This is a genomic window from Bacillus sp. SG-1 (assembly GCF_000181495.1).
Classification (GTDB): domain Bacteria; phylum Bacillota; class Bacilli; order Bacillales; family Bacillaceae_B; genus Rossellomorea.
Genome location: NZ_ABCF01000018.1, coordinates 29,840 through 45,782, shown reverse-complemented (window position 1 = coordinate 45,782; position 15,943 = coordinate 29,840). Strand labels below are relative to the sequence as shown.

At 40.1% G+C, this 15,943-nt stretch carries 17 protein-coding genes; 15 read left to right on the top strand and 2 right to left on the bottom strand.

Features of this window, described 5'->3' with window-relative positions; genetic code table 11:
- From hflX to BSG1_RS10290, 5 genes are all read left to right on the top strand, one after another.
- Positions 1 to 1,080 (top strand): GTPase HflX (gene hflX, locus BSG1_RS10310; protein WP_006836968.1); only part of this gene is annotated, 1,080 nt, incomplete at its 5' end.
- A 56-nt stretch (positions 1,081 to 1,136) separates the two neighbouring features.
- Complete coding sequence (locus BSG1_RS10305; protein ID WP_006836967.1) at positions 1,137 to 2,405, top strand: methionine gamma-lyase family protein; 1,269 nt, start codon at positions 1,137 to 1,139, stop codon at positions 2,403 to 2,405.
- A 147-nt stretch (positions 2,406 to 2,552) separates the two neighbouring features.
- Positions 2,553 to 2,960, top strand: a complete 408-nt coding sequence (locus tag BSG1_RS10300) for a MerR family transcriptional regulator (protein WP_006836966.1) — start codon at positions 2,553 to 2,555, stop codon at positions 2,958 to 2,960.
- Positions 2,961 to 3,000: 40 nt separating this feature from the next.
- On the top strand, positions 3,001 to 4,335 hold the full coding sequence (gene glnA, locus BSG1_RS10295; protein WP_006836965.1) for a type I glutamate--ammonia ligase: 1,335 nt from the start codon (positions 3,001 to 3,003) through the stop codon (positions 4,333 to 4,335).
- Between the two features lie 644 nt (positions 4,336 to 4,979).
- A complete protein-coding gene (locus BSG1_RS10290) occupies positions 4,980 to 6,194 on the top strand; it encodes a S8 family peptidase (protein ID WP_044022720.1) in 1,215 nt (404 codons plus the stop codon).
- A 702-nt stretch (positions 6,195 to 6,896) separates the two neighbouring features.
- Here the strand turns inward: BSG1_RS10290 and BSG1_RS10285 are convergent.
- Entirely contained in the window at positions 6,897 to 7,127 is a 231-nt protein-coding gene (locus BSG1_RS10285) for a hypothetical protein (protein WP_006836962.1), read from the bottom strand.
- 423 nt (positions 7,128 to 7,550) lie between these two features.
- Between BSG1_RS10285 and BSG1_RS10280 the strand changes: the two genes are divergently transcribed.
- The 10 genes from BSG1_RS10280 (at position 7,551) to BSG1_RS10235 (ending at position 14,597) form a co-directional block, all read left to right on the top strand.
- A complete protein-coding gene (locus tag BSG1_RS10280; protein WP_044022719.1) occupies positions 7,551 to 8,438 on the top strand; it encodes a TIGR01777 family oxidoreductase in 888 nt (295 codons plus the stop codon).
- A 285-nt stretch (positions 8,439 to 8,723) separates the two neighbouring features.
- Complete coding sequence (locus BSG1_RS10275; RefSeq protein ID WP_006836960.1) at positions 8,724 to 9,215, top strand: hypothetical protein; 492 nt, start codon at positions 8,724 to 8,726, stop codon at positions 9,213 to 9,215.
- Between the two features lie 150 nt (positions 9,216 to 9,365).
- Positions 9,366 to 9,593, top strand: coding sequence for a hypothetical protein (locus BSG1_RS10270; protein WP_006836959.1), 228 nt, complete (start codon positions 9,366 to 9,368; stop codon positions 9,591 to 9,593).
- A 248-nt stretch (positions 9,594 to 9,841) separates the two neighbouring features.
- A complete protein-coding gene (locus BSG1_RS10265; RefSeq protein WP_006836958.1) occupies positions 9,842 to 11,062 on the top strand; it encodes an MFS transporter in 1,221 nt (406 codons plus the stop codon).
- Between the two features lie 105 nt (positions 11,063 to 11,167).
- On the top strand, positions 11,168 to 11,368 hold the full coding sequence (locus BSG1_RS10260) for a hypothetical protein (protein WP_006836957.1): 201 nt from the start codon (positions 11,168 to 11,170) through the stop codon (positions 11,366 to 11,368).
- 66 nt (positions 11,369 to 11,434) lie between these two features.
- Positions 11,435 to 11,818 (top strand): hypothetical protein, encoded by a 384-nt coding sequence (locus BSG1_RS10255; RefSeq protein WP_156791458.1) that lies wholly within the window; start codon positions 11,435 to 11,437, stop codon positions 11,816 to 11,818.
- A gap of 448 nt (positions 11,819 to 12,266) precedes the next feature.
- On the top strand, positions 12,267 to 12,827 hold the full coding sequence (gene lepB / locus BSG1_RS10250; RefSeq protein WP_006836955.1) for a signal peptidase I: 561 nt from the start codon (positions 12,267 to 12,269) through the stop codon (positions 12,825 to 12,827).
- A 226-nt stretch (positions 12,828 to 13,053) separates the two neighbouring features.
- Positions 13,054 to 13,536, top strand: a complete 483-nt coding sequence (locus BSG1_RS10245; RefSeq protein ID WP_006836954.1) for a DUF2975 domain-containing protein — start codon at positions 13,054 to 13,056, stop codon at positions 13,534 to 13,536.
- Between the two features lie 10 nt (positions 13,537 to 13,546).
- Entirely contained in the window at positions 13,547 to 13,765 is a 219-nt protein-coding gene (locus BSG1_RS10240) for a helix-turn-helix domain-containing protein (RefSeq protein ID WP_006836953.1), read from the top strand.
- Positions 13,766 to 13,805: 40 nt separating this feature from the next.
- Positions 13,806 to 14,597 (top strand): DUF817 domain-containing protein, encoded by a 792-nt coding sequence (locus BSG1_RS10235; protein ID WP_044022724.1) that lies wholly within the window; start codon positions 13,806 to 13,808, stop codon positions 14,595 to 14,597.
- 119 nt (positions 14,598 to 14,716) lie between these two features.
- Here BSG1_RS10235 and BSG1_RS10230 read toward each other — a convergent pair whose 3' ends face one another.
- The gene (locus BSG1_RS10230; RefSeq protein ID WP_044022717.1) at positions 14,717 to 15,919 is read right to left on the bottom strand and encodes a M14 family zinc carboxypeptidase; all 1,203 of its coding nucleotides are present in this window, start codon (positions 15,917 to 15,919) and stop codon (positions 14,717 to 14,719) included.
- Positions 15,920 to 15,943: the final 24 nt, after the last annotated feature.

The following is a 15,943-nucleotide window of genomic DNA, read 5'->3' as shown; positions in this document are numbered from 1 at the left end:
GGAAAAGGGAAAGTCGAGGAACTGGTTGCCCTTGAAGAACAGTTTGAGCCTGACCTTGTCATTTTTAACGATGAGTTGTCACCAAGCCAGATTCGCAACCTTTCAGAGCAGTTAGAAGCGAGGGTCATTGACCGCACCCAATTAATATTGGACATCTTCGCTCAGAGAGCCCGCTCCAGAGAAGGAAAGCTGCAGGTGGAACTTGCACAGCTGCAATACTTGCTGCCGCGCCTGATAGGGCAAGGAGCATCTCTTTCCCGTCTTGGAGGGGGAATTGGTACAAGAGGTCCGGGTGAAACAAAGCTTGAGAGTGACCGACGACATATCCGTCGTAGAATTGATGATATTAAAAAATCACTTCAAGTTGTTGTAGATCACCGGGAGCGTTACAGGGAAAGAAGAAAGAAGAACAAAACATTCCAGCTTGCCCTGATGGGGTATACCAATGCAGGAAAATCGACTCTCTTCAACCGGATATCCATCGCGGAATCCTACGAAGAGAATCAATTATTCGCGACCCTCGATCCATTAACAAGGAAGCTGATCCTTCCGAGCGGATACTCGGCTCTGGTCACGGATACGGTCGGGTTTATTCAGGACCTGCCTACAGCGTTGGTTGCGGCCTTCAGATCCACATTAGAGGAAGTGAAAGAAGCAGATCTCCTTTTACACGTCGTAGATAGTTCCAATCCGGACTACAATAATCATGAGAAAACTGTCCAATCTCTTTTAGAAGAATTAAAAATGGACCATATTCCGCAGCTGACCATCTATAATAAGCGAGATGAAATGCATCCGGATTTTGTCCCGGACAGCAGTAATGAAAAAATCATCATCAGTGCGTTGAATGAAGAAGATCGAACAGTGTTGAAAGATAAAATCGAGGAACTGGTCATAGAGCAGATGGAAGCCTACCATGTCCATTTACCTTCAAATGAAGGAAAGCTTTTGTCACAGCTCAAAAATGAAACCATTTTAAGGAAGCTCGAATTTAATGAAGAAACCCACACCTACGAGGCGAAGGGCTATTCATTAACCGACCACCCAGTAACGGGAAGCATCAAGAAATATCAAAAGTAAAAAGCTGTTCATTCAGATAAGCCGCAATGTAAACAGCACTACAGAAGGAGAAACACATGTATCAATATTTAACTTATGGCAAAGAACTGCAGTCTTTAGCAGAAAAGACTGAAGATAAGATTGCAGGAATTCATCAAAAGATTGATCGACGGGCAGAGGCCAATCAGTTCAGGGTGTTATCTTCCTTTCAAAAACATCGTGTCAGCGATTCACATTTCATCCCTACTACAGGTTACGGTTATGATGACATCGGCAGGGATACGCTGGAACAAATCTATGCAGATGTTTTTGGCGGGGAAGCGGCCCTTGTTCGTCCGCAGATTATTTCAGGAACACACGCTATTTCTATCTCGCTATTCGGGGTGCTGCGTCCTGGGGATGAATTGTTATATATCACAGGAAAGCCCTATGACACCCTTGAAGAGATCGTCGGAATTCGCGGGGAGGGTACAGGTTCTTTAAAAGAGTTCGGCATCGGTTACCAGTCCATCCCCCTAAAAGAGGATGGTTCTGTTGACTTCGATATCGTGGCAAAGTCCATTAAGCCTAATACAAAGATGATCGGCATCCAGCGCTCTAAAGGATATGCGAACCGCCCGTCATTCACTGTTGACCAGATCAAGGAAATGATTGACTTCGTAAAGGAAATCAAACCGGATGTCGTGGTCTTTGTTGATAATTGCTACGGTGAGTTTGTTGAAGAAAAAGAGCCTTGCCATGTGGGAGCGGACCTTATTGCCGGCTCACTGATTAAAAATCCAGGAGGCGGCCTGGCGAAAACGGGAGGCTATATCGCTGGAAAAAAAGATTTGGTGGAAGCGTGCTCTTATCGGATGACATCCCCCGGCATTGGAGCAGAAGCAGGCGCTTCACTTTATTCACTGCAGGAAATGTATCAAGGGTTTTTTGCAGCGCCGCATGTAGTGGCACAAGCATTAAAAGGGGCGGTTTTTACAGCTGCAGTGCTGGAAAGTTTGGGTATGAACACAAATCCCGCATGGAATGCCGAAAGAACGGATTTAATTCAATCTGTGCAATTTGACGACAGAGATAAAATGGTGGCCTTCTGTCAGGCAATTCAATTTGCTTCTCCTGTCAATTCCCATTTCACGCCACATCCGAATTATATGCCGGGATATGAAGATGATGTCATCATGGCAGCAGGAACCTTCATTCAGGGAGCGAGTATTGAACTTTCTGCTGATGGTCCGATTCGTCCTCCGTATACAGCTTATGTTCAAGGTGGATTGACGTATTCCCACGTGAAGATCGCCATTTTAACGAGTATTAATAAATTGATGGAAAAAGGTTTAGTCACTATATAAAAAGGATAATAAGGGTGTAAAAGGATAGCTTAAATAGAGCTGTCCTTTTTTATTGAAAAATCGTGTTAGTTTTTCTTACATTCCTTTGACATTATTCCTTACATAGAATATAATGATATCAGGTAAGCAAGAAGGAGGTGGATCGGGATGAGTGGAAGTGAAATTAGAAGGAGCATGCCACTGTTCCCAATGGGTATCGTGATGCAGCTGACTGATTTGACTGCTCGCCAGGTTCGCTACTATGAAGAGAATGAATTGATCTTCCCCGCTCGAACGGAAGGGAAGCGCAGGCTCTTCTCCTTGAATGATATCGATAAATTACTGGAAATTAAGGATTTATTGGATCAAGGGATCAACATGGCAGGTATCAAAAAAATATTTGCTGTACAGGAAGAACAACAAGATATTAAAGCAAACAAGCAGCAAGAAGTAAAAGTAAAACCGGATCTTACCGACGAGGAGTTGAGAAAGATATTGAGAAATGAACTGCTTCATGCAGGACGTTTCAACAAATCTTCTTTGCGTCAAGGAGATCTATCACGCTTCTTTCATTAAAATTAAATAATTTGATAATCTTGAGGAGGAATTAGTTAAGATGGCAAAGTTTACTCGTGAAGACATTTTGGAAATGGCTGACAAGGAAAATGTAAAATTTATTCGTTTACAATTCACTGATATCCTGGGAACAATCAAGAACGTTGAAATCCCGGTAAGTCAGTTAGGGAAAGCTTTAGATAATGAAATGATGTTTGACGGTTCTTCAATCGAAGGTTTTGTAAGAATTGAAGAATCAGATATGAAACTATATCCTGACTATGATACTTGGGTTGTATTCCCTTGGACAGCTGAAAAGGGTAAAGTTGCCCGTTTAATCTGTGATATCTATAATCCGGATGGCACTCCATTCGAAGGAGATCCACGAAACAATTTGAAACGAGTTCTTAAAGAGATGGAAGAGCTTGGATTCACTGATTTCAATCTTGGGCCTGAACCGGAATTCTTCCTCTTCAAGCTTGATGTAGAAGGCCAGCCTACCTTGGAATTGAATGATAACGGCGGTTACTTTGACTTGGCTCCTACGGATCTTGGTGAAAACTGCCGTAGAGATATCGTGCTTGAACTTGAGGAAATGGGCTTTGAAATCGAAGCATCACACCATGAGGTTGCGCCTGGACAGCACGAAATCGACTTTAAATATGCATCGGCACTTAAAGCTTGTGATGATATCCAAACATTCAAGCTGGTTGTTAAGACAATCGCCCGTAAACACGGACTACATGCAACATTCATGCCTAAGCCGCTGTTCGGTGTAAACGGTTCTGGTATGCACTGCAACATGTCACTATTCAAAGACGGCAAGAATTCGTTCTTCGATGAAAACGGAGAGCTTCAATTAAGTGAAACAGCACGCCAGTTCCTTGCTGGAACAATCAAGCATGCCACTGGTTTCACAGCAATCACGAACCCAACTGTAAACTCTTACAAGCGTTTGGTCCCAGGTTATGAGGCGCCTTGCTATGTTGCATGGTCAGCACAGAACCGCAGCCCATTAATCCGTATTCCGGCATCCCGCGGCATGAGCACCCGTGTAGAGGTCCGAAGTGTGGACCCGGCGGCAAACCCTTATCTAGCAATGGCTGTATTGCTTGCGGCAGGGCTTGACGGCATCAAGAACGAAATGAAAGCACCTAAGCCGGTTGACCGCAACATCTATGTTATGAACAAACAAGAACGTGAAGAAGAAGGAATCGAAGATCTTCCGGCAACATTGTTCAATGCTCTTGAAGCCCTTAAGAAAGACGAAGTAATGATAAAAGCTCTTGGAGGCCATATCTTCGAACACTTCATTGAAGCTAAAGAAATCGAGTGGGATATGTTCCGTACGCAAGTTCACCCTTGGGAGCGCGAGCAGTACCTGCAAATGTATTAATACACCAAAACCGACCCTTAACGCCTAAAATGGTGTTAAGGGTTTTTTGTTGTGTGCTGTACCTTCGCTGGAGAAAGACCACAGGATACATTTATCGTAATTTCATTTGATGCATGTTTTTGAAAGGAAGCTCAAGACAATTTTGACTGAGTTTCGAGTGTTATATGTCCTTGAAGAAGGCTCTCAAGACACTTCATCAGGATTTTGGGTTGTACGCGTCCTTGAAGGAGCGATCTAGACATATTTAATGTGATTTAGAGTGTTACCTCTCTTGGAAAAAACCTAAATTCATGTTAAACACCCCATGTCAGAGAAAAAATTTTAATATTCCTCTTGAGAAAATCACCGACCTTTTTACTACTCTTAATTAAGGAATTCAACACGCACAATGGAAATATTTCATGGTTAGATAATCCTTTTTGCAAATCAACTCAATTTACCCCTTTAGATCGCTTGTTTTCAGAATTTCTCATGTATTCAGTTTATTTTAAAAGTCTGCTAGAATCCTATTAGCAAGGATCATTACATACTGTCAGCGCAGACATTCTATGATCCTTGTTATCTTTTAAAAGGAGGGGAAAATCTGTTTCAAGCTTATCGTACGGCCACGGTTCAAAAAAATGAATACATGGAGGAATGTATCGATGAAACTTAAAAAAATTGCCGCCCTGTCGCTTGCTGCATCTCTTGCCATCTTTCCCAGCTTCGGAGGAAGTGCACTAGCAAAGGAATCAAACCCTCTAGAAAATGCTCCAAAATCTTCAGCAGTCAACAAAAGCTTTGAAAAAGGCAGCTATGTAAAAGGTGAAGTAGTTGTAAAATTCAAGGACAGTGTCAGTGATGCTGAAAAAGGGAATGCACTTAAAAAACTTGGTGCTACTGAAATTCCGGATACAGACAGCGTCAAATCAGAATTTAAAGTTTTGAAAGTAGGAAATGTGGAAGCGGTAGTAAAAGCCCTAAGCAAAAACCCAAACGTTGAATATGCTGAACCCAACTATAACTTCTCGGCTACTTGGACTCCAAATGATACTTACTATCAAGGCTATCAATACGGACTTAAGAATACGTATACCAACTATGCGTGGGATTATTCCCGTGGAAGCAGCGGTCAGGAAATTGCCGTACTTGATACAGGCGTAGATTACAATCATCCTGATCTGGATGGCAAAACCATCCTTGGATATGATTTTGTCGACAATGATTATTATCCAATGGACTTGAACGGGCACGGTACGCATGTTGCAGGTACAGCTGCAGCGGAAACAAATAACGGAAGAGGAATCGCAGGTATGGCGCCTGACACAAAAATCCTTGCAGTACGTGTACTTGATGCAAACGGAAGCGGGTCCCTCGCTGACATTGCAGACGGTATCCAGTATGCAGCAGATACAGGAGCAGAAGTTATTAACCTATCGCTTGGCTGTGACTGCAACACTACAACTCTTAAAAATGCTGTTGATTATGCTTGGAATAAAGGTTCTGTAGTAGTGGCAGCTGCAGGAAATGATGGCGTTTCAACGACATTCGAACCTGCCTCTTATGCAAATGCAATTGCGGTCGGTGCAGTTGATTCATATGACCAGAAAGCATCATTCTCTAACTACGGCTTCTGGGTGGATGTAACCGCACCGGGTGTGAGTATTGCAGCAACTGTTCCAAACAACGGCTACGCATACATGTCAGGAACATCTATGGCTGCTCCCCATGTTGCCGGATTGGCAGGTCTATTAGCCAGCCAAGGACGCACCAATTCCCAAATCCGCGCAGCAATCGAACAGACAGCAGACCCGATCAGCGGCACAGGAACTTACTTCGAGCATGGCAGAATCAACTCTCACGATGCTGTAAGATACTAAAACAAGAGAAGGCAGTCCTGAACGTTGTTTCAGGACTGTTTTTTCTATTTAAAGGACTTTCGCTGTAAAATTGAAGAGCCATCTGATTTAAAAAAGCTTTTGGATTCCATTCAACTTCAAAATAATAGAAATAGTATATTTGGTATAACATGGACCGGAACTTATCAAAAAGTAGAGGTAAGCATAAACGTTAATTGATTTTCACCTCATATGGATTATCACGTAAAGGCTAGTACCGATAATCGACGAGAAACCTGAGGAAACTGCTGATAAGTAATTCAAAAGAGGTGTATTATATACTTTATTATGTTATTGATTAACAAATGTTAATAAAATGATCTATAGCAGTGCTATCGCATTAAAAGGGGATTATTTGAGAAAATTATCAGTGGATTCTTCCGTGACATCATTTTAAAGAAAGCCAGAGTTGATGGTATCATAAAGTGCTTTTTTTAATTCTGTTTTTTGTTTCCGCAATGCTGTGTTTTTCCTTTAGCTGTTCGCCAAAGAAATAGTACACTGGGAAATATATTAGTATTTAGAAGACAGGTAGAAAAATTGAGCTCATGAAGTGGTATTAGGAGAAGAGAATAATGTTTAGGGGCAATTATGTGGGAATAATGAGAAAATAAAACAATGTTATAGATGAAGCCATTTGATCAAATGGCTTCTTTTTGTTCATCTTAAAAACTGTTTGTTTAATCAACCTACTTCTGCTGCAGCAAACGGTATTATCTCGTCAATGGCCTGGAGACTTATATTATGTACCATCTTGGAATCGACGTCATAAAATAGGATATCATTTTGTTCTATTTGCAGGTTAACAATTCTTCCAGAGAAGGTTTTAGGTCCTACCTTTGGTATAGAGTACCTTACCTGCAGCAAAGTATTATTGGTTTTCCACTTTTCCGCTTCGGCTATAAATCTCTCCATGTTAATAGTAGCTCCCTTCTTGTTAACTATTTAATTAATGTCGAAAATTGTCTTATCTTGTTTTTAGTTTAGCAACCCGGCTGGCAACTAACAATAGGGATTTAGCACCAGAATGAGTGATCAAAATTGAAGCAGAACGTTATCTGCAAAGGTGATTTATTAGCTGCGCCTAATAGTATTATTTGTTTAAACTTTGATATCGCCGGCCTGTTATAATAAACCACTTAAATAAGTACAAATAAAATTCAAATGGTAATTACATTTAGGTTGGAAACGGAACAACTTTCTATTACTTACCCCAAAAATGGATGGCAAACCCTTTTTTAAAGAATTATGTTAAAATTTTTAATGACAGTATTCCCCGGAAATTAATGTAATTAAATATAAACAACTTTCGTACATTAGATGAATTGGAGTGATTATATGAAAAAAGTAGTTTTAGCAGGCGGAACAGGATTTATCGGTGAATATCTTGAAAGGAATTTTAAAGAGTCAGGATACGAAGTAAAGATAATCTCAAGGCAAAAGCAGCATGTTTCTTGGGACGATAAAACAGCAATGAGAGATGCCTTGGAAGGTGCTGAACTGCTGATCAACCTTGCAGGAAAATCCGTAAATTGCCGATACAATGAAACAAATAAAAGGGAAATTATGAACTCGAGGATTAGAACAACAACAATGTTGGGAGAGGCTGTTCTCGCTTGCAGCAATCCACCCCAGACTTGGATGAATTCAAGTACTGCAACAATCTATAGACACGCTGAAGACCGTCCTATGACTGAAGATGAAGGAGAAATCGGCACTGGTTTTTCTGTGGATGTGGCAACCAGGTGGGAAGAAACTTTCTTTTCCTTCAAACTGCCAAGAACGAGGCAGATGGCCTTACGGATTGCTATAGTGTTAGGTAAAGATGGCGGTGTCATGACTCCCTATAAAAACTTGGTGAGGTTTGGCCTTGGAGGGATCCAAGGAACGGGAGATCAGATGTTCAGCTGGATCCATATAGAGGATCTTTATCAAATCATCCTTTTCTTAAGAGATAAAAAGGAATTAAGCGGAGTGTTCAATTGCTCAGCACCAAACCCAGTCAGCAATAAAGAATTAATGGCCCAGCTTAGAAAGGCAATGAGCGTACCGTTTGGTCTGCCTTCGCCAAAATGGATGTTGGAGATAGGCTCCGCGATCATCAAGACAGAAACAGAACTGGTCTTGAAAAGCCGGTGGGTCCTTCCCGAGCGATTGGAACGTGAAGGATATAAATTTACTTATAAAACTATAGATCAAACGCTGCAGAGTATTCTAATGAAATGAAGTCTTTTTTTCTTTGTAGAATTTAGAGTATGCGTTCAATAATTTCTTCATTGAAAAAGCCTATAAGTTTAGTGGTACCTCAGGCCTGGAAGATGTGTTCAATAGGGGGTTAATTAACGGAATTTATATGGAGGAATGCTTCATTAAATAGTTGTCTTACACCTTGAGAAAATAGTATACAGTCAATCGCTGATAGCTGGTATATCTTTAGGTCTTCAATTTAAGTTGTAGAATAACGAAGTTTTGGGGAGTTATCAGAAATAAGGTAGGCAAATAGGAACGGAGATGCAAACCTTGAAAATAATTAGTGGTACTCTTATTTTTATACTTTTCCTTGCAGGATGTCAAAGTTCCAATACTGCGGTTGAGGTCTTCCATGAGGAGATAAAAAATAATGAAGAGGTTGATAGGTACAAGATGGTTGAGTTTGTGGAAGAGGATAATATTATTATGTACACTTCTGAAACTCTTGAAGGCAATGAGCAGATAAACATTGCCTATTTTACAAAGTCTCATAGTGAATGGGCGTGGACTAAGACTGGTGTTTGTCCATTGGATGAATGGAGTGCAAACCTCGAAGACGAACCATATTTATGGTGTGGCACGCTGACTCAACCGAGGCATAAGGAAATCGTCGTCGGCGGTACTACTGTGGAATCCATTCGATTGCAAGATGGCATTAGACGTGCCTGGTATCATCTGAGTGAAAATAATAACGAAGAAATTAGAGTAATTTTAACAGATGGCTCAGAAGAGTGGCTGAAAGAAGTGAAGTGATTTAATCGGCTTCTGTTAGCTTTTGGGCATGCATGCAAGTAGAGGAGGTCCAGCACGGATTTTAGGGTGATACCTTATTCTTTTATTAATAATATATAAGCATTTAAGACACAAAGTAATCATTATTTTTTAATAAAGGAAGTGAGAATAGTGGACAGGTTATTTGGAGCACTCATTATTTCATTAACATTGCTGACTACTGCCCTGGTATCCGTAATCCTTACAGAAGGAGGATTTATTATAGCTGTGATTTGTATAGGGCTGGCAGCTTTGATTGGTATTACTTTAATGACGAATGGGGAAGAAAGGCCAAGAAGAAAAGCGACTAATGGAGATGTTGAAAAGGTATTAGAAGATGATCTTACTAAGGATAAGTGAAAGGGAAAGTAGCTTAAGGGTTTCATACCCTGCAAAGTACGTATGTTTCACCCCTTAATATTTAAATAATAAGTTGAAGGTTCAGAATTTTTATGAAATAATTACCATATAAAGTAAGGGAAGGAGAAAACTGATGATTAAGATTATTTACCTCAACCCTTTCGATCATTAGAGTGCTGTTTTTGTGTGGAAACCTCCTTAATATTAAATAACGGTCTTATGTTATTTATCTAAAAAAGGAGGAACACATGGTGAATAGACAGTTGATCATCTTATTAATAGGAAGAATCTTAACAAATTTTGCAGATAGTTTTTATATGATTGCGACCATCTGGTATGTTAAATCATTAACGGACTCGCCACTGCTGATTGGATTGACAAGTGCCATAGCCATTCTGCCGGTAACCATTCAATTCTTATATGGGCCGATTATCGATCGTTTCTATAAGAAAACCATTCTATTTGTCGCCATGCTTGGGCAAGGAGTGTTAGTAAGTATCATCTCACTATTATACTATACGAACCTACTTTGGCTGCCCTTGTTATATATGATGATGTTTTTAGCTCTTGCTTTATCAGAAAGTACATACCCGACTGAAAGTGCATTAATTGAGCGTCTCACCCCGAAAGAAAGACTTACGAAGGTGAACTCAATTTTTTCATTTTCCTACCAGACGCTTGATATACTCTGCGATGCAGTCTCTGGAATTCTGATTGCATTTGTTGGGCTTGGAGTAATTTACATGACAAATAGTATTTTATTGATAATGATTGGAATCATGTTTCTTGTATTTTTAAACGTGCCCAAATCAGAGAAGGAAGGTAAACCATCAACTTTAAGTTTTATCAGGCAATATAAAGAGGACTTTAATGAGGGTTTCATGGTAGTGAAAACACGACATAAGCTGTTAAGTATTATGTTCGGGGTGATGGGCATGAATTTGATGGCAACTATGGGAATGGCGATGCTGCCTGTGATTTCAGATACATCGGCTGAATATGGCTTCTGGTTAACCGCCATGTCAATTGGAATTTTAGCCGGTACTATCCTTTCCAACAAGGTTGAAAAAATACCGCTTAATCGGATTATGCCGCTTATTTCCCTCTGGTCTGGAGTGTTCTGGCTGCTGGCATTCACCTTCATGGAAATTCAGTTATTACCTTATTTGCTTTTTTCCTTATCTTGGATGGGCATAGGGGTTTTAAGTATCTATATTCAAACCTTAATACAGGTTAACCTTCCCAGGAATCATATTGGTATAGGATTCGCCTTTATCTCTTCCCTGCTGGGATCACTGAGTCCTTTAGGATACCTTCTCGGTGGAGTAATTGGTGAGCTGACTTCAGGATTATTCCTTTTAAGTATCTCAGGAACGGGTTATTTGCTTTTTTCTATTTACTTCGTGATCAATCCAAAGTTAAAGTCACTAACAGAGCCATTGAGTGTTAGTTTTGAAAAGTCATCATAATATTTATATGGCTTCCCACCTCATAAGGGAAGCCATTTTCTCATGAAACTGGATTATCAGAGTTGGATTTGACAATGAAAATAAATTTAAAAGGAGAAAACTCAAATGGCTACATGGGTTACCCATTTTAGAATTACAGAAGAATTATTGGAAAAAGATATTCCTGTATCAAAAGTGGCATTTTTAGTAGGTAATATTGGTCCTGATTGCGGCCTAATTGGAGAAAATGGCAAGCCAACGCCTCCAAAAGAAATTACTCATTTCAAGGTTGAAGGCAAAATCAGTTCCGAATCTTTTTACAATTAATATTTGCAGAATGAAAATGAAAGTGTTACGGATGAATTTTCATATTATCTAGGGTATTACATTCATTTGGTAACGGATGAAGAATGGCTGAAACTTCTGGAAAGGAAGAAGAAGGAAAAAGCCTATCAAGAAATATTGAATACGCCTGAATATTCTCGTCTTGTGAAGCGGGACTGGTACGGATTGGATTTTTTATATCTTAAAAATCGTAAAGATAATATTTTCTGGGAGGAGTTTCAATACATAACCGACTTCCCTGAATATTTGGATATATTTCCAAATGGTCAGACACTAAAGCAAATCAGAAATATTACAAAATTTTATCAGAGCAGTACGATTCCTGATGATCATAACTTTATTTACCTTAACTCCAAAGAGGTCGATGTGTTTATAGAGGATACTGTACAGATAGTTTCGAAAATATTGAAGGAAAAGCTAAAAGTTGCTTGAGAAGACAAACCGACTTGGCTCTCCCTGGAGCGGGTCTAGTAAGTAAGATACTATAGAAGAATGCTATAATCAATTCTCATAAAACAGGAAACTTAGTCAGAGTAGGTATAAGTGTTAATCAGCTTAGTAATTACAAGGTAAACTCAATCTAGCTTCAGGAGGGACAAAATGGGACTTATTATCACGTTTTTTTCCATATGGTTTTTTAGTTTTTTAATCGCGAGGCTGTTGAGTCCCTATGGAAAAACCTTGGTCAAAGATGAAATAAAGATAACATGCGCACAATCTATCTTCATCACTTTAATATTAATGTTTTTAAGAGGGTAGAAGGACACCCAAAGTCAGCTTTCCCGCTTTTAAATCCTGCCAAAAAAATTAAATTGAACCCATACCCAACTAGGAAACGTCTTATTATAAGAGGGATTACATACATAGCACCAGATAATTAATGAGGGGGGAAGAATTCGTGGCTGAAAAGAAAAGGGAAGTGTTTGAGTGGCTCAAAGCTTTGGCAGTAGCGGTGGTAATTGCAGTTGCCGTTCGCGGGTTTTTGTTTACACCTGTTTTGGTCGAAGGAGCTTCAATGAATACTGCGTTAGAGGACAGAGAACGGGTGATTGTTTCTAAAATCGGTGATATAGACAGGTTTGATATCGTGGTGTTTCATAGGGATGAGCAGCAAGATTATATTAAGCGTGTTATTGGCTTGCCGGGAGATAGAATTGAATATAAAGAAGGTACTTTATATGTGAATGGCGTTCCTGTTGAAGAATCATACTTGGATGAACAAAAGGAAAAGCTGCATGGAGACTTAACGAAATCATTAACATTAGAAGAGACTGCAGTCGGGCAAGCAACTGTACCAGAGGGCCACTTATTTGTGATGGGAGATAATCGGAGGGACAGCACAGACAGCAGACATATTGGTGCAATTCCTATAGAAGAAATTGTAGGAACGGCAAAAGTCGTTTTTTATCCGCTGACAGATATCAGATTAATTGGTAACTAGTAAAAAAAGCTGAGGAATCCAGTTTAGGGTTCTTCAGCTTTTTTATTTTACTCTGCAAATTTTCACAAATGAACTGGCGAAAGGTTCAGTAAATGCATTCAAGAGTTTTCCTTGATTAGGAAGTTGAAAAATAATAAATATAAATCAAATAACAACAATAATTTATTGAAAAACAATAAATTATGTATTAAAATCAAATTGACAATAACATAACTGAGGTGGTTTTATGAAAATCGTAACAACATTGTTTTTAAAAATAGCTGTTATTATTCTTGGAATTCCAGTTCTGGCTTTGTGCGTCTTTGCAGTGCCGGTGTTAGGGGATATCTCAGCAGAAGTACTTCCGGATTTTGAGTATATAAAATTTCTCGTTTCAATTATTTTCTATGCATCAGCAATTCCGTTTTATTTTGCTTTGTATTTGGCTTTCAAACTATTACGCTATATTGATAAAAATAAAGCGTTCTCGCAAGGATCCGTTGATGCTTTAAAGAAAATCAAATATTGTGCAATCGCCATCAGCATTTTGCATTTGCTTGTCTTTCCGCTTTTCTACCTCTTTGCGGAATTTGACGACGCTCCCGGTGTCATCTTTGTCGGATTTCTTGTTCCCTTTGCTTCAATGGTGATCGCAGTATTTGCAGCTGTTCTCCAGAAACTGTTACAAGAGGCAATTGAAATAAAATCTGAAAATGATTTAACGGTCTGAGGTGAATATCATGGCAATTATTATCAACATTGATGTGATGCTGGCAAAAAGGAAGATGAGTGTGACAGAACTTTCAGAGAAGGTGGGAATCACGATGGCGAACCTTTCGATATTGAAAAACGGAAAGGCAAAAGCCGTACGATTTTCAACATTGGAGGCCATTTGTAAGGCGTTGGACTGTCAGCCTGGAGATATATTAGAGTACCAGAGTGATGAAGACGTTCAATAAGCCAGAATTGATTTCGGGTGTGCTTTGGAGAGGCAAAATTATGAGACCACTCAGACAATTAGTCCGGTTTGGGTGGCAGCAAGCGTTGTCTTGTCTGTTTCCTTGCGTTATTTTTATCGCTTTGGCCTTAACCAAAATAATTCCGCTCCCTATACTCCCTCGCTATGACTGGCTCCTCATTATTTGCCTATTGATGCAGTGGTGGATGGTACGGTCTGGGCTTGAAACTCGGGATGAACTAAAGGTGATCACCATGTTTCATCTTATAGGGCTTGCGCTTGAACTCTTCAAAGTGCATATGGGATCTTGGTCTTATCCTGAGGAAGGTTACTCCAAATTCTATGGAGTCCCTTTATATAGTGGCTTCATGTATGCAAGTGTAGCGAGTTATCTCTGCCAGGCGTGGAGGAGGCTGAAGGTAGAACTGGTGAAGTGGCCTTCTTTTTCCGTCGTTGTACCGCTCACGACTGCGATTTATTTGAATTTCTTTACTCATCATTTTTGGATTGATGTGCGTTGGTGGCTTTCTGGTGCGGTTATCATTGTCTTTTGGCGGTCATGGGTTGCCTATGAGGTTGGTGGAAGACGTTACCATATGCCACTCGTTTTTTCTTTTGTGCTCATAGGATTCTTTATATGGGTAGCAGAAAATATTGCAACATTCTTCGGAGCATGGGAATATCCAAACCAAACCGAGGCTTGGAGTCTCGTTCATCTGGGAAAGGTGAGTTCATGGCTCCTATTAGTGATTGTCAGTTTTCTTATTGTAGCAACATTGAAGTTTGCAAAGAAAAGAGGTTCCACAACAACAAGTACTGTTCAATTTTTGTAATTATTTTTACAGAAACATTTTAAAGTTGAGTTAAACCTTATCTGGTGTTTCTTTTATAACGTGCAACTGATTAAAATAAAAGTCGAGGCAGGCTCTATGAAATAGCCTGCCTCTTTATTCTACAGTCCGGGTGAATAAGACGTTTTAGGAATATCCCCATATGCTTCCGGATCTAATTTCTCAACTGTCCCATCTGCCACACCGGAAATGATGGCGTTGAGTCCCGTCTCTACTGCTTTAACCAGCTGGCCTTTCTTCTTTTGGCCGAGAGTCCAAGTTTGCCCTCTTACTTCAAACAATACGGCTCCGCTTCCGTTTAAAGCGAAAGAGGCCAAGGCGGTACCTGGAAGATCAAGGTTTTGCCGATATAAAGTGATGTTATCAAAAGGTGAGTTTCCCATTGATTGCAGGGCGTTATAGGCTGCAACATTCAGCTGTCTTGAATATTCATCTCGGTAGTTATCAGCATATTGAGAGTACTTGCTTCCTTCCACTGAAGATGGGTCTGGGACAAACCGGCCGGACAGTGACATCGTGACAAGGTCATCCGTTCCTTCCACATAATATTGCCCTTGGTGGTGGATGTCGATAAATGTATCCACGTTGCCGAACTCTTCTTTCAAATTCTTATAAACATCCCTTACTGTCTGGGACTCGGGGGTGATGTACCAGCCGGGCTTGTTTGAATCACCCGGGAAGTCTGCGGGATTCAATTTATAATCCAAATCCGGATTAAAATCACGATTTACGTCAAACCCGGGTCTTTCACTATAATCTACATCCTGGATAGTGTTAGTGTAGTAATTCCAAGATGGCTGAGCATTTGCAAGGACGGGATATTTGGCCGTCACTTCATCCCATGTCATGTCGTTCGCACGGCGATTTAACTCACTCGCATCAGGATTCATCATCGGCAGGACAACAAGCGTCACTTCATCACGAATCTTCTTAGCTTCAGGGGAATTGCTTGATCCCAAGTACTGTAAGACCTTTACAAGAGCTTCTGTTCCAGTCTTCTCGTTTCCGTGAATCTCGCTTTCAATCAAGATAACACGATCTCCAGTTCCCACCCTCGCCTGGTGAATGTCCAGTCCATTATTTGATTGGCCGACGACATCAACTTTCACAAGTCCCTGGCTGTTTTTTTCAATTTGCTTAAGGGTCTTTGTCAATTCCGCATGACTCGTAAAACCCGACACCGATAAATGACTATTTTCGTTAGTTAGATTTCCATTATGGGAATTGGAAGCCAACCCGGGTGTTACTAAACTGGAACATAGTAATGCTGCTGCTAAACCAGAAACTAATTTTTTCTTTTTCATATGAATATCCCTCCTTAAATTTCT